Raw genomic sequence first — 17,839 nt, 5'->3', positions numbered from 1 at the left:
CGTTTTCCCCATGACATTGACCGGCCTGACCGCCAGACAGCAGCAGACCTGGGCGAGCGGCGACTACGGCGCCGTCGCCGCGCTCATCCACCCGATCGCCGAGGAACTCGTACAGGCCACCGATCTCTCTGCGGGAGCGAGAGTCCTCGACGTCGCGGCCGGCACCGGGAACGCCGCGATCGCGGCCGCCCGCTGCCGGTGCCGGGTGACCGCCACCGACTACGTGCCCGCGCTGCTCGATCGGGCCGCCGAGAGGGCGGCCGCCGAGCGCCTGCCCCTCGAGACCGCCGTCGCCGACGTGCAGCATCTGCCCTATCCGGACGCGGCGTTCGACGCCGTGCTGTCGGTGGTCGGCGCGATGTTCGCCCCCGACCAGGAGCAGACCGCGGCCGAACTGGTGCGGGTGTGCCGTCCGGGCGGAACGATCGCGATGGCCAACTGGACCCCGGAGGGCTTCATCGGAGAAATGTTCCGGACGGTCGGCCGCCGCGTACCGCCGCCACCCGGCGTCCGTGGCCCGGTCGAGTGGGGGAGCGAGGCGCGGCTGCGGGAGCTGTTCGACCGCAAAGTCCAGGTCGTCCCGCGTACGTTCGTCTTCCGCTTCGAGAGCCCGGCCGCGTTCGCCGATTACTTCAAGGCGTACTACGGCCCGACCGTCAAGGCGTTCGAGGCGCTGGGCGGTGACGGCAAGGCCCTCTACGACGATCTGGTCGCTCTGGCGGAACGGCACAACGTCGCCACCGACGGCACGGCGAAGCTTCCCGCCGCGTACGTCCAGGTGCTGCTCCACCGATAGTCCGCCGGAATTACGCCGGCGCCGGAGGCGGAATCGCCGACGGCCGCCAGGCCGGGGCGGAGAGCCGGTTGAGTGCCTGGCTGAGACCGGCCGCGCTCTCCGTGCCCAGCTTCTCGAATTCGATCTTCATGACCGGGGCGGCCAGCTTCGCCAGGCCGTGCATCTCCAGTTCGACCCGGTAGGTCACCTCGGTGCCGCCCGGCGCCGGCCGCACGAGGACCGTGTCGGTGCACGTGGCGCCCTCGTTGCGGCCGTGGAAGACGAGACGCTCGCCGGTCGCCTCGATCAGGGTCCAGGTCAGTTCGGTGGTGATGCCGAAGATGCGGCAGGCCTGCCGCCACGTCGCTCCGGGCTGGAGCGGGCCGGTGCCGTTGCGGACGGTGTGCTGGGCGGCCCGGTCCCACTCCTGGGTGTTGCCGAAGTCGGTGAGGTAGGCGATCGCCGCCGTGGGGGAGATCTCGACGGTGAACGTGCGCTCAACGACGATCATGATGCCCCCAGGGTCGGCACTGGCGTCCGGGCTCCAGATTAGTGGCCGCTTCTGATCGTTGCCCTAGTTTCCGTCGGCCGCGAAACGCCGCACGAACCGCCGCTGCCACGGTGTCTCGACCGCGCGCGGATGGTAGTGCTCGCGCACGAACGCGACGGCCTTCTCGGCGGGGACACCGTCGAGCACGGCGATGCAGGCCAGGGCGGTTCCGGTGCGCCCGCGGCCGCCGCCGCAGGCGACCTCCACCCGGTCGGTTGCGGTGCGTTGCCAGGCCTCGATCAGAACGTTTCTGGCGTACGCCGGATCGACCGGTAACCGGAAGTCGGGCCAGCGGATCCACCGGCTCGTCCAGCCGAACTCGGGCGGCTCCGCACCGAGCAGATAGACCCCGTACGTCGGTGCGTGGCCGGACGGCATCGGGTCGCGCAGCCCGCGCCCGCGGATCGTCCGGCCGGACGGCAGCAGGAACGCGCCGGCGTCCCCCGGTTCCCACAACATGGGTTACAGTCTGCGCCATGCAGTTCTTCAGCGAGCGACGCCGGCGGCCCGACGACCGCCGCTGACTGCTGCACTTCCACCGGCGGGTCGATCCCGCCGGTGCCCCGCTCGTTCGTGACACCGACCGGCGACCCGTCTCTCACCGACGGGAACGGTCATGAATCTCGAAGCTCTCCTCGCCGCCCGGCTGGCCGGCGCCTTCGGTGCGGTCGCGGGCCGTCCGGTCGATCCGGCCGTACGCGTCTCCCAGCACGCCGACTTCCAGTCCAATGCGGTGCTCGCGCTGGCTCATGCGCTGCGGCGGCCGCCGAGCGAGGTGGCGGCCGAGGTGGTGGCCGCCGCCGACCTGTCCGGCCTGGCCACGATCTCGGTTTCCGGCCCCGGTTTCCTCAATCTGACCGTCGACGACGACTTCCTCGCCTCGGCGGCCGCGGGTTTCCCCGAGCCGCAACCGGCGGGCGGCGAGCGCATCGTCCTCGACTACTCGGGGCCGAACGTCGCCAAGGAGATGCACGTCGGCAACCTGAGATCGACGATCATCGGCGACGCGCTGGCCCGGATCCTCGAATGGCAGGGGCACGAGGTCGTCCGGGTCAACCATCTCGGCGACTGGGGCACCCAGTTCGGCATGCTGATCGAATATCTGGTCGACACCGGCGAGGGCTCGGGCCACTCCTTGGGCGACCTGACCCGGCTCTACCGGGAGGCCCGGGTGCGGTTCGACTCCGATGAGGACTTCCAGCGGCGGGCCCGGCTGCGGGTCGTCGCGCTGCAGAGCGGCGACCCGCGGTCGCGGGAGCTGTGGCGGCGGCTGGTCGCGCAGTCCGAGGAGGCATTCATGGACGCCTATCACCGGCTGGGCGTCACGCTTCAACCGGACGACTTCGTCGGCGAGAGCTTCTATCAGGACCAGCTTGCGTCGGTGCTCGACGAACTGCGGGCGAAGGGCCTGCTCGTTCAGAGCGACGGCGCCCTCTGCGCCTTCCCGCCCGGCTTCGCCGGTCGTGAGGGCGATCCTCTGCCGCTGCTGGTGCGCAAGAGTGACGGCGGTTTCGGGTACGCGGCGACCGACCTCGCCGCCGTCCGCTACCGGGTCCGGGAGCTGAAGGCCGACCGGCTTCTGTACGTGGTCGGCACCCCGCAGAGCACCCACTTCGCGATGGTGTTCGCGGTCGCCCGGATGGCCGGATGGCTGACCCCGGAGGTCGCGGCCGAGCACGTCGACTTCGGATCCGTGCTCGGCACCGACGGACGGATGCTGCGGACCCGGGCCGGGGATTCGGTCAAGCTCAGCGGCCTGCTCGACGAGGCCGATGCGCGAGCGTCGTCGCAGGCGGTCGGGATGGCCGCGGTCAAGTACGCCGATCTGTCGTCGGACCGGCGCAGCGACTACGTCTTCGACTGGGACCGGATGCTGGCGACGACCGGCAACACCGGGCCGTACCTGCAGTACGCGTACGCCCGGATCCGCTCGATGTTCTTCCGAGCCGGCACCGACGTGGTGTTCGGTCCGGTGTCGCTCGGCGAACCCGCGGAACGGGCGCTCGCGCTGGCCCTGCTCGGCTTCGAACCGGCCGTGCAGGCGGCGGGCGACCGGCGGGAACCGCACCGGCTGGCCGCCTACCTTCACGACCTGGCGGTCGCGTTCTCGGTGTTCTACGAGAGGTGCCCGGTGCTGCGTTCGGACGGGGCCACCCGGGCGAGCCGGCTGGCGCTGGCCGACCGGACCGCCCGGACCCTCGAACAGGGACTCACGCTGCTCGGCATCGAACTGCCGGACGAGATGTGAGCGCCGTCAGCTGCCGCTGGTCGCGATCGCGGTGATCAGAAGACCGAGCACGACGACCGGGATGCAGAGGCCGAGCCAGGTCAACGGGCGGGCGAGCAGCCGCGGGCCGGGATTCATCGGCTGGCGGCTCGGCCCGAACGGGTTGGGCTGCGGCGGCGGCAGCTTGGCCACCTTGTTGCGCTTGAACAGGTTGATCAGCACGGTGATGGGCGTGATGATGAACGATCCGTAGCCGTACCACCCCTGGACCAGCGTGCGCGAGGTCATGTGGCGGAAGGTACCGAGACCGCAGTCGCGGCAGAACGGGCCCTCCGTCCGCAGGAACCGCATCAGCACGATCATGCCCTGGTGGCCGCGGAAGGTCGTGGCGACGGCCGGTACGCTGCCGCAGAACCGGCACGAGACCATCGGCAGCTGCGCGGCCATCGGGTAGGCGGCCGGTCCGGGCTGGCCCGCGAAGTTCTGTCCGGGCTGGGCCGGGGCGGGATAGGCCGGTCCCGGTTGGCCCGCGAAGTTCTGTCCCGGCTGGGCCGGGGCGGGGTAGGCCGGTCCCGGTTGGCCCGCGAAGTTTTCTCCGGGCTGGGCCGGCGGGGGGTAGGCCGGTGCCGGGTAGCCCGGTGCGGGCGACGTCGGGTAGCCGGGCTGCGGCCCGTAACCGGGCGGCGGAGCGTAGCCGGGGGGCACGGCGGGCGGCTGGGGCTGGGACACGTTTCACCTCGTGGAAGCACGTTTTCGGGGCGCGTGAGACTACCGCGACAACCGCCCTGCCCGCTGCCCCGTCTATTTTGCGGCGATCGATGTCCAGTTGCCCTTGCGGTCCGCTGTCACCCGCAGGGTCCCGGTCCGTCCGGAGTTCAACGCGACCGAGCACGTGTACTCCCGCAACCCGTCGTTCGCGCGCCGCGCCCCGATCGGCCGGCAGTCGGCACTCTGCACGGTGCCGCCGTCCGGGACCGACACCCGGCCGCTGTGCACGAGGCTCTGCTCGACCGTCAGCTGCACCCGCGGCTCGACCACCTGCGACTGCACAATGCCGGCGGTGACTCCCACCGCGTACAGCCCGGGCACCGCGGCCGCGACCAGCGTCAGTCCGAACGCCAGCCAGTACGGATAGCGCGGATTGCCCTGCCTGCGCGCCTTGCGGGCCCGCCGCGCCGCCACCGTGGCGCCGAGCAGCCCGAGGCCGCCACCGCAGGCGCCGGCCAGCACGCCCCACATCAGGCCGAGACGGTCGGTGGCCAGCGCGGCCGCGGCGATCCCGCCGGCCAGTGCCAGGACCAGGCTGACCAGCGCCACCGGCAGCCAGGTCGGCGGGTCCGGCCGTCCCGCGCTGTGCATCAGCTCGGGGTAGGGCACCATCAGCTGCCCGTGCCGGGTGTGCGGGGTGTCGTCGGTCGGCGGCGGTTCCGGAGCGGCCGGCGGCGCGGGCTCGGCCCACGGCGGGGACGCCGGATATTCGGGCATCGGCTGCGCCGACCCGTGGTCGTACGGGATCTGGGTCGTCATCGCGAGGGGCCTCCGCGGGTAGCGGCTGGGTTGCAGCACCCGCTTCGATCGGCCGCCCGCGACGCGACCTGAGGTTAGTTCTCGGGTGCGATCACCGGCACCTGCAACTCGGTGATCCACTTGTCGAACTCGGAGGGCGGGCACTCGAGGTAGATCTCGCGGGCGAAGCCGGGCCCGACCGGCCGGTAGCCGTTGTCGTCGATCCAGTTGGCGATCTTCTGAACCGTGCCCATGGCTTCCATCATGCTGCCCATGTGCAGCGCGGTCGCGGCCGGACCGAGCGGCGGCAGGTCGACCACGTCGAAGCCGTGACCCTCCGACCCGGCGCCGGGCGCCACCGGGAACGCCGCGTGCACCGAGATCGTCTCGTCGCCCGGCCCGAGCGGCGCCGGCTCGTAGTAGCCGATCGGCGCGCCGGTCATCGAGATGCCGTGCTGCTTCATGAGCTCCATCAGCCGCGGATAGAGCGGGCTCAGGTTTTCCGAGATCGACGCCGCGTCGTCGTAGCTGGCCGCGGTCGCCGACAGCTCGACGACCCGCATCGCCGGCACGTTCTTGAGGACGACGTCGCCGGTGTCCATGTGGCCCTCGGTCTCGATCAGGCGCAGGCGGGCGTCGACCTGGGTCAGGCGGGCGGCGTCCCGTTCGACCTGGGCGGCCAGCTCGGCCCGGCGCAGCCGCAACATGCCACGCAGCTCGGACGGCTCGACCTTGTCCTCGATCATCGACTTCACCTGCTGGAGCGTGAAGCCGAGGTCCTTGAGGGCGATCACCCGGTTGAGCACCCGGAGCTGGGCCGCAGTGTAGTAGCGGTAGCCGCTGTGCGGGTCGACGCGCGCGGGGCGGATCAGGCCGATGGCGTCGTAGTGGCGCAGCATCCGCACCGACACCCGGCCCAGGCCAGCGAAGTCTCCGATAGTGAACATGGTGTGTTCACCTTCCGCCCTGACACGGGGTCAGGGTCAAGTGCCGAGGTTGCCCGTTCCCCCGGCCGGATCGGTCGTGGCCGGGGTCGTCGGCGGCGTCGTGGTGGGCGCGGTCGTCGGCGCGGTGGTCGGCGGTGTGGTCGTGGGCTTGGTCGTCGGCGGGGTCGACGGCGACGTGCTCGACGGCTTGGCCGACGGGGTGTGGCTCGGCCGTTGGGTCTGCCCGCTGGGCCGGTGCTGCTCGGTCGTCGCGGGCGGCGGGACGACCCCGAGGGACGGCTCGGACGGGGCGTTGCCGCTCGGCTGGGCCGTCGGCGTGCCGGTGGGGGTGCCCGAGCCCTCGGCCGGCTTCGAACCTCCGCGCAGGGCGATCGCCAGCGCCAGCCCACCGGCCAGCACGACCATCGCGATCACGCCGATCAGCAGCGCGGTCTGACTGCGCGGCGGCCGCCGGTTGAGCGAGGACGAGGTGGTGTAAACCGACTGCGCCGGAGCCGAGGCCGGCACCAGCAGCTCGCGGGGGAGAGGCACGGCCCGGGTCGCGGGCGCCGGACTCATCGGGGAGGTCAGCCGGGTGCCGCTCGTGCCGGCCGGGCTCATCGGCGCGGTCAGCGAGGTGCCGGTCAGCTTTTTCCAGTCGAGCGGGCCCGCCGCCGCGACCGCGGCCTCGGCGAACTCCTCCGCGCTCTGGAACCGGTCGGTCGGCTGCTTGGCCATGGCCCGGGAGATCAGCTCGCGCACCGGCAGCGGCACGTGTTCGGGCAGCGGCTCGGGCTCGTCCTCGAGGTGGCGTAGCGCCACCTGCAGCGCGTTGTCGCCGTCGAACGGCGGGTGGCCGGCCAGGCAGTGGTAGGCGACCGCGCCGAGCGCGTAGATGTCGGTGGCCGGCGAGACGTTGCCCTTGGCCACCTGCTCGGGCGCCATGTAGAGAGCGGTGCCGACGATCGCGTTGGCCTGGGTCACGCTGGTCACGGCGGCCGAACGGGCGACACCGAAGTCGACAAGCACGACCGCGCCGGTCGGCTTGACGATCAGATTGCCCGGTTTGACGTCGCGGTGCACCGTGCCGGCCTCGTGGGCGGCGTGCAGGGCGTCGGCCGCCTGGGCGACGATCGTCATGGTCTCGGTGACGCCCATCGGGCCCTGTTTCACCCGGTTGGAGAGCGGCTCGCCCTCCACGTACGCCATGACCAGGTAGGCGACCTGCTCGTCGTCGGTGTCGTCGGCGCTCGCGTAGTCGTAGACCTCGACGACGCCCGGGTGCCGGAAGGCGGCCATCATGCGGGCCTCGCCGTAGAACCGGGCCGCGAACTCGGGGTCGGACAGCATCGCGGTGCGCAGCACCTTGACGGCGACGACTCGGCCGAGCACGACATCCGTGCCCTTCCACACATCGCCCATCCCTCCGGTGGCGATGCGCTCGTCCAACCGATATCGGTTGCCGAGGAGGTGTCCCGCAGTGAGCACCGACGGACCTTATCTGATCAGGTGGCCACGCCACAGCGGCGAGACGGCCAGGGAAACGACGCCCAACTGTACAGAGCGCTGTCGCTGTCGGGCGATGAGCGGGGGCACCTTTCCGCCCCTCGGCCGAATCGGCGATGAGCTGGCAAGTCGCCGGGCCCGACGAACCGCGCGCCCGTCAGGACAGGGTAGGGCCGCCGGGCGGCGAAGGGCTCCGTCCGGCGGCCCTACGGGTCCCGCCGTACGGGCTCAGTCGTCGTACGAGGGGGTAACGATCACCGTGTTGCCGGCCATCTCCAGCTCGTGGGTCTCGGCCTCGCGCTCCTTGGCGGCCCGCATCGCCCCAGCGGCCGCGAAGCCGACGGCCCCACCGACCAGCCCGGCCCCGAGGAGCAGCCCCCACGGGCGGCGCCTGCGTCCGGCGAGCGCGTCGGCCGCGGCGTTCGCCCGGCTCCACGCCTCGTCGGCCTTGCCGCTCGCCACGCTCGCGAGTGTCGAGCCCCGCTTGTTGGCCTTCCTGGCCAGCTTGCGGCCCCTCTTCTGCGCCTTTCCGGCCAGTTTCTGACCTCTTCGCCCGGCCCGGTCCGCGATCCTGCCGGCCTGGTCGGCGAATCGAGCCGCGGCGTCGGCGGTGTGTCCGCCCAGCTCGTTGGCGGTGTCCCCGGCCGTGGTCATGGCCGACGACAGATAGTCCCAGGCCTGCGCCGTCGTCCGTTCGGCCTTGTTCCTGCTCGAGAACATCTCGGTCACCTCTCTGCGGCTGTTGCCATTACCCCTGCCCAAGCGCATTATTCGGCAAACGTGTCCGGTGTGGACGCCGTCACGTTCGGCCAATCGACTGGACAGAGACCGGTAGAGTTGACGCGGTTCACACGGGTCACTCAGGTGGCTAACAGGTTCGGCGCCTAACCTTTCGGTCAGTTTCACCGAACCTTCTGGGGGTAGCCTCGGTTGCCCCCGGCGTCGGGCTGCGCACGCGATGCACTACGCTGCGTCGCGGCCCGCGCACATGAGGAGCAGACGCTCGGACCGGTTCCGGGTGGGTGGAGGGAAGTGGCGTGACGCTGTCGATAATGACGTCGACGCTTGCCAACGGCGTGGTGGAAGTCGCACCGAGCGGCGAGATTGACGTCGAGAACGCGTACGAGATCCGCGAAGCCGTGGCCGCCCAGCTCACCGAGGGCCGGCTACCCGAGCGCATCGAGCTCAACATGCAGAGCGTGACCTTCATCGACTCCGTGGGCATCAGCGCGCTCGTTGCCGCGTTCCAGCTCGCCGGGGTCAGTGAGGTCAAGCTGATCGTGACCCGGCCCAGCCGGTTCGCTCACCGCCAACTCTGGGTGACCGGACTGCTCGGCCTCTTCGGCAACCCGATGCCCTTCGGCGGCGCGGACGCAGAACCCGCAATAACAGGGGCCTGATCTCGGCCAAAACGCCCGGTGGAGGTTCTCCGCCGGGCGTTTTGGTGTGTTTTGTGGGTTTGGTGTGTCTGATGGGTTTGCTGTACTTGCTGGCTCCGCTTCGCTCCGCGGCGATTTGCCCCGGCGGCAAATCGCGGGTGGGTGGTCGCGCTTCAAGAGGCGGGTGGGTGGTCGCGCTTCAAGAGGCGGGTGGGTGGTCGCGCTTCGGAGTTAGATCGCTGGGGACTGGACTTTGATGGTTTCTAGGCTGAAGCGGACGTCTGCGGCCTCTACCGGGGCTCTGATTGGCGTTACCACGGCGAAGTGTTCGGCCAGGGCCGCCAGGTCGGTGTCCGGTTCCAGCGTCTCGTCGGCGGCCTGGACGGCCGTCCGCACGAAGCCCTCGCCCGCCTCGGCGATGCTCATCTGCACCTGCCCGAACTGGGCCAGCGCCGCCCGCCGCAACCCGCGGATCCCGTCCAGGTGCAGGTCGGGGACGTTGAGGTTGAAGACGGTTCCGGTCGCGGTGTGCCGTAGTGTCGGAATCAGGCGCACCGCCAGCTCGGCCGCGCTGCCCCAGTGCCGCTTCTCGTCCAGCTCATGGTCGATCGCGATGATCGCCGCCCCTCCGCTGCGGGCCGACGACTGGCGCGGCGTCAGCACGTCCAGCGACACCGCCAGCCCGTGCAGGCCGGCGTACGAGCCGGTGAGGGTGGCGCCGACCGTTCCCGAGTGCACCACCGCCGAGCCGGCGTTGGCTCCTCGGTTGATGCCCGACAGCACCATGTCGGGGACCTCGCCGAAGGCTTCCCGCAGGGCCAGCAGCACGATGTACGCGGGCGACGCCGCCACCGCGTACGCGGGAATGTGCTTGGCCCCGGTGAGCTCGCGCTTGTGCAGAATGATCTTGCCGTGTTCCTCGATCGCGGTCATCGCCGCGCTGCTGCCGCTCGCCTCGGTGACCGGCGCCGCGACCACGACGTCGTGTCCTTCCCGGGCCGCGGCCCGGGCCAGCCAGCGCAGGCCGGGGGAGTCGATGCCGTCGTCGTTGGTGACCAGGATTCTCAGACTGGTTGTCATCGCGCCTTCTTGATCGGGGTGAGCTGAACCCGCTCGGTGAGCACCTGGACCGCGTCCAGGTGGCCCGTGCCGAGCCCGTGCCGGGTGACGTTGAGGGAGCCCGCGGCGGCCCCGGTGCGGACCGCCTGGCTCATGTCGCCGCCCCGGGCGAGCACGGCCGCGACGCCCGCGGTCATCGAGTCGCCGGCCCCGCGGTGGTCGGCGCTGGTCAGCTTGGGTACGCCGACGCGGTAGATCTCCTCGTTGAACAGGGCCAGTGCGCCGTTGTGGGCGCGCGAGACGAGCACCGTCTCGGCGCCGTTCTCGTGCAGCTTCACCAGCGCGCCGGACAGCTGCTCGTCGGAGTCGTCGGCGGCCAGCCCGTCCGCGATCAGCTCCTCGTGGCTGATCTTGACCACGTCGAGGCCGGCCTCGAGCACCGCCTGGAGGTGTTTGCCGCACAGGTCGGCGATCACCTTGCAGCCGTTGGCCCGGAGGTCGCCGGCGAGCCGGTTGTAGACGTCGGCCCGGATCACCGAGGGGTGCGCCGGCCCGCTGAGCACGGCGATGCCGGCCCGCAGGCCTTCGGCCAGGGCCAGGTTGTAGAGCTCGTCCAGTTCGTGGCGGGTGAGCGGGGTGCCGGGCCGTTCGGCGATCTCCTGGCGGGTGCCGTCGCGGCGGTCGTGGACGTACCAGCCGCTGCCGGTCTCGCGGGGAACCGTGCGCAGGGTGACGCCCTTGAAGTCGAGCAGCGGCTTGAGGACCCGGCCGACCTCGCCGCCGACGGCGGCGCACAGGATCACCTCGGCACCGAGCGAAGTGATCATCCGGGTCTGCCAGATGCCCTGGCCACCCGGGTGGACGTGCAGTTCGGGATCATCGTGTTGCTGCTCGATGGTGACCGTGAGTTGTGGGGCGGGTGCGAAGACCATGACCCGAGCGTCACTCATATCCGACATTGTGGCCTTTAGCCATAAGTCGCGGGCGCGTTCCGCCAAACAGGTGCCATTCCGACGGAGAGAGTCTTTGCACCCAGCCCGTCGTTCAGAGCTCGAACGCCTCCTCGGTCAGGCCGAGGATCACCACGCTGAGTTCGGGGCGCTCGTGCAGCAGGTCCTCCAGGCGCACCCGCCACTTGCCGGCCTCGACGTCGGCGACGTAGCGGTCGCCGCCCGTCTCGACGTACGCCGTGAGCAGCCGCTGCCGGGTGTCGGCGAAGTCGCCGTAGACCCCGCTGCCGAGTTGTTGCAGCACGCGGTTGGCGAAGCCCTCGTAGTGCGCGCTGCCGGCCGCCCGGACGATGGCGCGAGCGCCGTCCCAGGCGACCCGGGGCTGGTGGATGACGGCCATGTTGCTTTCCCTCCGTGTATGCATGGCCACCAAGCGTAGGGATGCAGTCGAGATCAGGACGGAGGTCGACGCACCTGGTGACCGATGTGATCAGGGTGCACCGTTTGGAGTGGTGATCGCCACATCAGTTTTTCCAAGTGGGCCGCCCGGTCGCCGGCGGGCGGCTGGAATCACGGTATGACCCTGCTCCGACGTGCCCTCGCGGTCGCGATCGCCGCCGCGCTGACCCTCACCGCCGGTGCCCGGCCGGCCATCGCCGCCCTCCCGGACGCCCTGAGCCTGCCCGACGGCTTTGCGCCCGAGGGGATCGCGATCGGTGCGAAGCCGTACGCGTACCTCGGCTCACGGGCCACCGGCGACATTCTCCGGATCAACCTGCGTACGGGAAAGAATGCGCTGCTCAGTGCCGGAACCGGAACTCCTTCCCTGGGTCTGAGGCTGGACGGCCGGGGCCGGCTCTTCGTGGCCGGCGGCACCGGAGGTGACGCCCGGGTGATCGACACCGCGACCGGCCGGGTGCTGAAGACCTATCGGCTGCAGACCGGCGCCGCGTTCATCAACGACGTGGTGCTGACCAGCACCGCCGCCTGGTTCACCGACTCGGCCAACCCGGTGCTCTTCAAGCTGCCCCTCGGTGCCGGCGGGGAGTTGCCCGACGAGGCGGTCCGGGTGCCGCTGACCGGGTCGTTCGAATTCGAGGCGGGCACCAACGCCAACGGGATCGTCGCCCTGCCGGACGGTCGTCACCTGCTCGTGGTGCAGTCCAACACCGGCAAGCTGTTCCGGGTGAGCCTCGACGGCCGCAGCAGCGCGGTCGACCTCGGCGGCGAGTCGCTGCTCTACGGCGACGGCATGCTGCTCCGCGGCCGCATCCTCTATGTGGTGCAGAACCGCGACAACGTGATCACCAAGATCAAGATGGACAAGGACGGCGACCGGGGCGCCGTCCAGTCGCGCACCAAGGACGCCCGCTTCGACGTGCCGACCACGATCGCTCAGTGGGGCGGCCGCTTCTATCTGCCCAACGCCCGCTTCACCACGACGGCCACGCCCACCACGGCGTACACCGCGGTGAGCCTGGCCATCCCGTGACCCTCTAAGGGTGCCAGGAAGGGTCGGTGCCGACGGTGGTCAGGCGCTGCGTGGCGCGGGAGAGGGCGACGTAGAGCGTACGGATGCCGGACCGGTCCCTGGTCAGAGCGCCCGGCTCGACCAGGACGACCGCGTCGTACTCCATGCCCTTGGCCTCCAGTGCGGTGACCACCTGGACCCGCTCGGGCAGGCCCTGTACCCAGCCCGCCATCTCGTCGCGGCGCGGCACCGGGGTGATCACGCCGATCGTGCCGTCGACGTCGCTCAGCTGCTTCTCGGCCAGCTCGCGGACCACCTCGGGCAGCGCCGCCGGGTCGGTGACCACGTCGACCGGGTCGACCCCGGTGCTGCGCACCGCGCGGGGCAGCGGCAGGTCGGGCATGATCGTGCGGATCACCGAGGCGGCGACCTCGAAGATCTCCGACGAGTTGCGGTAGTTGGTGGTCAGCGCGTAGCTGTTGCGCTTGCGGGAGCCGAGCGCGCGGTCACGGGCCCGGTCGAGCTCGTCCGGGTCGCCCGACCACGCGGTCTGGGCCGGGTCGCCGACGATCGTCCACGACGCGTACGACCCGCGGCGGCCGATCATGCGCCACTGCATCGGCGAGACGTCCTGCGACTCGTCGACCACGACGTGCGCGTAGTCGCGGTAGTCCTCGTCGCGCTGCATGTGCGGGGTCCGGGCGGCCGCCTGTCGGTCGGAGTAGGTGCTGACCTCCTGGATGCCGTCGCGTACGTGAAAGGGGTTCTTCGTCTTCTTGGCCGGCCGCCGCGGCCGGCCCAGGAGCTCGTCGAGTTCGTCGAGCAGCGCCACGTCGGCGATCGTCGGACCTTCCGACGCCAAGGCGTCGAAAGATCCCTGGAGGGTGGCGATCTCCTCGCGGGAGAGCAGGCCGTTGGCGTACGCGCGGAGGCGTGCCGGATCGGCCAGCCAGCGCAGGACCCGGGTCGGGGTGAACCGCGGCCACCACGCCTTCAGGAACTCCCGGAAGTCGCCGCGGTCGGCCAGATCGGCCTCGAAGTCGGCCTTCTCCGGCAGGCCGCTGGCCTTGAGCTGGCGGGCCTGGGCCCAGAGCGCGTCGAAGACGCCGTCGAACCCGTGGCCGCGCACCTCGTTGCGCCGGGCACCCCGGGGGAGCGCCTTGCGCCGGACCTTCTCGAGGTCGGCCGCGTCGAGCCGTAGCAGCGTGCCCCGGTAGAGCAGGCGCAACTCGGTCGGGCCGCCGGGCACCGCGTCGTGCGAGGCCCGCTCGAGCACCCGGCGCATGCGCAGGGAGCCCTTGATCGCCGCGACCTCGCCCGGGTCGACCCGGGTCGCCTCGTAGCCGGCGACCAGCGTGCCGAGCGACCGCAGCGTGGCCGTGTCCTCGCCGAGCGACGGCAGCACGGTCGCGATGTAGTCGACGAAGACGCCGGACGGGCCGACGACGAGGATGCCGCCGCCGGCGAACCGGTTGCGGTCGGAATAGAGCAGGTAGGCCGCGCGGTGCAGGGCGACCGCGGTCTTGCCGGTGCCCGGGCCGCCGGTCACCACGGTGACGCCGGAGGCCTGGGAGCGGATCGCGTCGTCCTGCTCCCGCTGGATCGTCGCGACGATGTCGCGCATGCCCCGGCCGGTCGCCTTGGAGAGGCTGGCCAGCAGGGCGCCGTCGCCGACGACCCGCATGCCGGGCGGCGCGGCCTCGGGGTCGAGCAGGTCGTCCTCGATGCCGGTGACCTTTTCGCGGCTCGACTGGATCATGCGGCGGCGCACCACGCCGAGCGGCTCGGCGGCGGTGGCCCGATAGAACGCGGCCGCCGCGGGTGCGCGCCAGTCGACCACCAGCGGCTGCGACGATTCGTCGCGGATGCCCATCCGGCCGACGTAGTGGGTGGCGCCGGTCAACAGGTCGAGGCGACCGAAGACGAGCCCCTCGTACTCGGTGTCGAGCGCGTGCCGCCGGCGGGCGGCGTGGAAGACCATGGCATCTCGCTCGACCAGGGCGCCGAACGTGCCGACACCGGCCAGCTGATAGCCCTCCTTCTCGGCGCGGGAAGCGTCCCGGCGGAGCTCGGTGAGGCGGGTGTAGACCCGATCCACGTGCTCCTGTTCGACCGCTATCTCCTGCTGCAGGACGGTGGCGTCGCTCAAGTCGGTTGCTTTCTCTGAAGTGTGCGCTCCCGTTCAGGGGAGCAATCGAACTTACTCCGGCCGCGCCGGCGAGGTCGACGCGGGGCGACTTCTTGACAACTCCCGGCCGATAGGAAAGGTTAAGTAAGTGCTTAACTATTCGGGCCGGCTCGACTCCGTTTACGCCGCGCTGTCGGACGGCAGCCGCCGGGCGATGGTCGACCGGCTCAGCCGCGGACCGGCCTCGGTCAAGGAACTGGCCGAGCCGCTGACCATGTCCCTGCCCGCGGTGCTGCAGCACCTGCGGGTGCTGGAGGAGAGCGGGCTGGTCCGGTCGCAGAAGGTCGGCCGGGTGCGCACCTGTCGGCTGGAACCGGCCGCGCTGCAGCAGGCCGAGCAGTGGCTCGCCGACCGGCGGGCGCTGTGGGCCGACCGCCTCGACCGCCTCGAGGAGTTCCTCGACTCGTCATCTTCCGAACTCGACTCGTCATCTTCCGAAGGAGATCAACCATGACCGACCGTTCCAGCGTCCACGACACCTTCGTGATCGACCGCCACTTCAAGGCCGCGCCGGGCCGCGTCTTCCACGCGTTCGCCGACCGGGAGGCCAAAGGCAAGTGGTTCGGCGGCCCGGACATGAAGCGCGAGGACGAGGTGTTCGAGTTCCGCGAGGGCGGACGCGAGAGCGTGGTGTCGGTCCTCGGCGACGGCACCCGCTTCGGCTACTACGTGACGTACACCGACATCGTGCCGGACGAGCGGATCGTCTACACGTACGAGATGACCATGAACGGGCAGCGCATCTCGGTCTCGGTCGCCACCCTCGAGATGCGGCCGGGCAAGGACGGCGGGACCGACTTCGTACTCACCGAGCAGGGCGTCTACCTGGACGGCCTGGACAACCCGGCCCAGCGTCGCCAGGGCACCGAAGATCTTCTCGGCGCTCTCGACGCCACTCTTTAGGCGGCTCGGTTCTCTAGGCGGCTCGGTTCTCTAGGCGGCTCGGTCGTACCCGGCCCGGCGCGCCCGCCGGGCGCGCCGCTTGCGCTCGGCAGAGGTGCTGAGGGCCGCCCGCTCGGTGATCGCGACCAGGGCGGCCGACACCTCGTCGGGCCGCTCCAGCAGCAGCATGTGGCCGGCGCCCGGGCAGACGGTGAGCTCGGCGCCGGGCAGCGCCCCGGCAATCGACTCGGCGCACGGCGGCGGGGTCAGCCGGTCGCGGTCGCCGACCAGCACCGCGGCCGGCACGTCGCCCAGCGCGGCGAGCGTGCCGAGCCGCTGCTGGGTGCCGATCGAGGAGCGGAAACCGCCGATCGACCGCAGCGAGGCCCGCCCGACGCCCCGCATCGTGATGCCCAGCGCGTCGTCGTCGTACTGGTCGCCGAAGAGCAGCCAGCGCAGGGCCGGGCGCAGGGCCGGCAGCACCGCCCGGTGCGGGCGCCAGGGGCCGGAGCGGGCCAGTACGCCGGCGCCGAGCACCTCGCCCGCCCGCATCAGGGTGGCCAGACGCGGGGGGAGCCCGTAGCGGGTGTGGGTGTGCCCCTCGGCGGACGTCGAGACGAAGAGCAGTCCGGCCACCCGCTGCGCGAAGTCCACCGGGTGCCGGTACGCGTATTCCATGATCGCCATGCCGCCCATCGAGTGGCCGGCCAGCACCACCGGGCCCGAGGCCGCATGGTTGCGCAGCACCTCGGCCAGGTCGTCGCCGAGTTGGCCGAGCGTGGCCGAGGTCAGTCCGGTCGTGTCCGACCGGCCGTGTCCCCTGGTGTCGAAGGCGATCACCCGCGGGCGGGGCGACATCGCCTGCAGCGCCGCAACCTGGTGGTGCCAGGTGCGCCGGTCGAGGCACCAGCCGTGCAAAAGGACCACGGTCACCGCGGCGTCGGCGGGCCCGCACGCGTCGACGCGTAACCGGACGCCGTCGGCGAGAGTCAGCTCCGATCGCTCGGTCATGCGCACCTCCGCTCGTGGCAGGGGTCCCGCAATACCCGCGGGTAATAAGCATTACTCGCGATCAGGCCGAAATCCACCGGTCCATCGGACGAAGATCACCGGCTGCTCCGCGTGAGTTGCCTCGCACTCGCTGCTGACCGGGGCGAACTCAGCGAGAATTCGACTATGACGATTGCCCCGTCCGCCCCCCCGGATCCCCCGATCACCAACCCCGAGGAAGCCCTGGCCGAACTGCTGGCCGGCAACAAGCGATTCGTCAGTGGTCGTCCCGAGCACGGTCACCGCGTCTCGGCCGCGGCCGCCGCCTCGGGTGGCCAGCAGCCGCACGCCGTGGTGCTGGGCTGCATCGACTCGCGGGTCCCGCTGGAGGCGATCTTCGATCAGACCTTCGGTTCGATCTGCGTGATCCGCTCCGGCGCGCACGTGCTCGACCGGGCGGTGCTCGGCTCGGTCGACTTCGCGGTCGACAAGCTGGGCGTTCCTCTGATCATGGTGCTCGGTCACAAGCGCTGCGGCGCGGTGCAGGGCACGGTGGAGGCGCTGCTGGCCGGAGACCGGCCGGGTGGCGACATCGGCTACCTGATCGACGAGATCGCGCCCGCGGTCGAGGAGGTCGGGCTCGGCAGTCCGGACGTCGCCGAGCAGGCGATGCGCGCACACGTACGGCGTACGGTCGGTCGCCTCCGCGACAAGGAGGGTGTGGCCGCCGCGCTGGCCGAGGGCCGGGTGCAGATCGTCGGTGCCTCGTACGACCTCGACACCGGTCTGGTTGACCTGCTTCCCTGACTTGGAAGCCAAAAGTCCGGAATGGGATTTTAAGCGGTGATCATGCCCCGATGATCGCCGTGTGATGATCTTCAGAGAATGCGAAAAGGCGCTCCCCGGTCAGGGAGCGCCTTTCGCCTTGCTCAGCCCTCGAAGACACCCGCGTCGACGAGGCGCTTCTCGGTGTCCGACCAGCCGTCCTGCGGGCTGGCGGCGTTGAGCGCCTCGAGCTCGGCCCGGATCTTGGCGCCGTGACCGGCGGCCGACAGGGCGCGGATCTCCTCGACGAAGGCCTCGGAGTCGGTCTTGAGGTGCAGGGTCTTGCCGTTGGTCAGGTTGCGCACGTATGCGAAGCGGCCACTGGCGAGCGGGATGAGGTACTTGTACTCACCGAGCACGCTGAGCGCGCCGCCCGTGCTCTGGCCGGCGCGGACTGATGCGCGGGCGGTCTTCGAGGTGTTGCTCGCCACGGCGGTACTCCTTGAGAAAAGCAGAAAAATGGCCGCAGCCACCCTACACGATGGCGGGGTGACCGTGCCGTACGAGCAGGTCCAGCCGTTGAACACGATGTGCCACTACGGCCGTCCCGATGTCGATGTTGCCGATTCTCTGGCGCACCATCCGTACCAACCGGCATCATGGGA

General features: G+C 70.9%; 20 protein-coding genes. 7 read left to right on the top strand and 13 right to left on the bottom strand.

Annotated features, from left to right (window positions below; all coding sequences use genetic code 11):
* Positions 1–10: 10 nt before the first annotated feature.
* Positions 11–796 (top strand): class I SAM-dependent methyltransferase, encoded by a 786-nt coding sequence (locus tag ACIA5C_RS29010; RefSeq protein ID WP_396060108.1) that lies wholly within the window; start codon positions 11–13, stop codon positions 794–796.
* A 10-nt stretch (positions 797–806) separates the two neighbouring features.
* Here ACIA5C_RS29010 and ACIA5C_RS29005 read toward each other — a convergent pair whose 3' ends face one another.
* Positions 807–1,286, bottom strand: coding sequence for an SRPBCC family protein (locus ACIA5C_RS29005; RefSeq protein WP_396060106.1), 480 nt, complete (start codon positions 1,284–1,286; stop codon positions 807–809).
* A gap of 63 nt (positions 1,287–1,349) precedes the next feature.
* Positions 1,350–1,784 carry a protein phosphatase gene (locus ACIA5C_RS29000; RefSeq protein ID WP_396060104.1) on the bottom strand — a complete coding sequence of 145 codons (435 nt, stop codon included), beginning with the start codon at positions 1,782–1,784 and terminating at the stop codon, positions 1,350–1,352.
* Between the two features lie 157 nt (positions 1,785–1,941).
* On the opposite strand from ACIA5C_RS29000, the gene argS reads away from it, so the two are divergent.
* Positions 1,942–3,573, top strand: coding sequence for an arginine--tRNA ligase (argS, locus tag ACIA5C_RS28995; protein WP_396060102.1), 1,632 nt, complete (start codon positions 1,942–1,944; stop codon positions 3,571–3,573).
* A gap of 6 nt (positions 3,574–3,579) precedes the next feature.
* On the opposite strand, the gene ACIA5C_RS28990 is transcribed toward argS, so the two are convergent.
* From ACIA5C_RS28990 to ACIA5C_RS28970, 5 genes are all read right to left on the bottom strand, one after another.
* Positions 3,580–4,281, bottom strand: a complete 702-nt coding sequence (locus tag ACIA5C_RS28990) for a hypothetical protein (protein ID WP_396060100.1) — start codon at positions 4,279–4,281, stop codon at positions 3,580–3,582.
* A 72-nt stretch (positions 4,282–4,353) separates the two neighbouring features.
* Positions 4,354–5,079 carry a hypothetical protein gene (locus ACIA5C_RS28985; RefSeq protein ID WP_396060098.1) on the bottom strand — a complete coding sequence of 242 codons (726 nt, stop codon included), beginning with the start codon at positions 5,077–5,079 and terminating at the stop codon, positions 4,354–4,356.
* Between the two features lie 74 nt (positions 5,080–5,153).
* Positions 5,154–6,005, bottom strand: a complete 852-nt coding sequence (locus tag ACIA5C_RS28980; RefSeq protein WP_396060096.1) for a MerR family transcriptional regulator — start codon at positions 6,003–6,005, stop codon at positions 5,154–5,156.
* Positions 6,006–6,041: 36 nt separating this feature from the next.
* Entirely contained in the window at positions 6,042–7,472 is a 1,431-nt protein-coding gene (locus ACIA5C_RS28975; RefSeq protein ID WP_396060094.1) for a protein kinase, read from the bottom strand.
* 246 nt (positions 7,473–7,718) lie between these two features.
* Positions 7,719–8,210, bottom strand: coding sequence for a hypothetical protein (locus ACIA5C_RS28970; RefSeq protein ID WP_396060092.1), 492 nt, complete (start codon positions 8,208–8,210; stop codon positions 7,719–7,721).
* Between the two features lie 317 nt (positions 8,211–8,527).
* Between ACIA5C_RS28970 and ACIA5C_RS28965 the strand changes: the two genes are divergently transcribed.
* Positions 8,528–8,890 (top strand): STAS domain-containing protein, encoded by a 363-nt coding sequence (locus ACIA5C_RS28965; protein ID WP_396060090.1) that lies wholly within the window; start codon positions 8,528–8,530, stop codon positions 8,888–8,890.
* Positions 8,891–9,100: 210 nt separating this feature from the next.
* Here the strand turns inward: ACIA5C_RS28965 and surE are convergent, their stop codons facing one another.
* The 3 genes from surE to ACIA5C_RS28950 form a co-directional block, all read right to left on the bottom strand.
* On the bottom strand, positions 9,101–9,949 hold the full coding sequence (surE, locus tag ACIA5C_RS28960) for a 5'/3'-nucleotidase SurE (protein WP_396060088.1): 849 nt from the start codon (positions 9,947–9,949) through the stop codon (positions 9,101–9,103).
* Entirely contained in the window at positions 9,946–10,878 is a 933-nt protein-coding gene (locus ACIA5C_RS28955) for a 1-phosphofructokinase family hexose kinase (RefSeq protein WP_396060086.1), read from the bottom strand. Before ACIA5C_RS28955 ends, surE begins: the two co-directional genes overlap by 4 nt.
* A gap of 94 nt (positions 10,879–10,972) precedes the next feature.
* On the bottom strand, positions 10,973–11,278 hold the full coding sequence (locus ACIA5C_RS28950) for a hypothetical protein (protein WP_396060084.1): 306 nt from the start codon (positions 11,276–11,278) through the stop codon (positions 10,973–10,975).
* Between the two features lie 177 nt (positions 11,279–11,455).
* On the opposite strand from ACIA5C_RS28950, the gene ACIA5C_RS28945 reads away from it, so the two are divergent.
* Entirely contained in the window at positions 11,456–12,370 is a 915-nt protein-coding gene (locus ACIA5C_RS28945) for an SMP-30/gluconolactonase/LRE family protein (protein WP_396060082.1), read from the top strand.
* A 4-nt stretch (positions 12,371–12,374) separates the two neighbouring features.
* Here ACIA5C_RS28945 and ACIA5C_RS28940 read toward each other — a convergent pair whose 3' ends face one another.
* Complete coding sequence (locus ACIA5C_RS28940; protein ID WP_396060080.1) at positions 12,375–14,498, bottom strand: HelD family protein; 2,124 nt, start codon at positions 14,496–14,498, stop codon at positions 12,375–12,377.
* A gap of 127 nt (positions 14,499–14,625) precedes the next feature.
* Between ACIA5C_RS28940 and ACIA5C_RS28935 the strand changes: the two genes are divergently transcribed.
* Positions 14,626–14,991: an ArsR/SmtB family transcription factor gene (locus ACIA5C_RS28935; RefSeq protein WP_396060078.1), complete on the top strand. Its 366-nt coding sequence runs from the start codon at positions 14,626–14,628 to the stop codon at positions 14,989–14,991.
* A complete protein-coding gene (locus ACIA5C_RS28930; protein ID WP_396060076.1) occupies positions 14,988–15,440 on the top strand; it encodes an SRPBCC domain-containing protein in 453 nt (150 codons plus the stop codon). Before ACIA5C_RS28935 ends, ACIA5C_RS28930 begins: the two co-directional genes overlap by 4 nt.
* A 30-nt stretch (positions 15,441–15,470) precedes the next feature.
* Here ACIA5C_RS28930 and ACIA5C_RS28925 read toward each other — a convergent pair whose 3' ends face one another.
* Positions 15,471–16,430: an alpha/beta fold hydrolase gene (locus ACIA5C_RS28925; RefSeq protein ID WP_396060074.1), complete on the bottom strand. Its 960-nt coding sequence runs from the start codon at positions 16,428–16,430 to the stop codon at positions 15,471–15,473.
* A gap of 165 nt (positions 16,431–16,595) precedes the next feature.
* On the opposite strand from ACIA5C_RS28925, the gene ACIA5C_RS28920 reads away from it, so the two are divergent.
* Positions 16,596–17,216, top strand: coding sequence for a carbonic anhydrase (locus tag ACIA5C_RS28920; RefSeq protein WP_396060072.1), 621 nt, complete (start codon positions 16,596–16,598; stop codon positions 17,214–17,216).
* A 122-nt stretch (positions 17,217–17,338) separates the two neighbouring features.
* On the opposite strand, the gene ACIA5C_RS28915 is transcribed toward ACIA5C_RS28920, so the two are convergent.
* Entirely contained in the window at positions 17,339–17,665 is a 327-nt protein-coding gene (locus tag ACIA5C_RS28915; RefSeq protein WP_396060070.1) for a hypothetical protein, read from the bottom strand.
* Between the last annotated feature and the right edge of the window lie 174 nt (positions 17,666–17,839).

The organism is Actinoplanes sp. NPDC051343, from assembly GCF_044455125.1.
Classification (GTDB): domain Bacteria; phylum Actinomycetota; class Actinomycetes; order Mycobacteriales; family Micromonosporaceae; genus Actinoplanes.
This window is presented reverse-complemented; position numbering and strand designations above follow the sequence as displayed.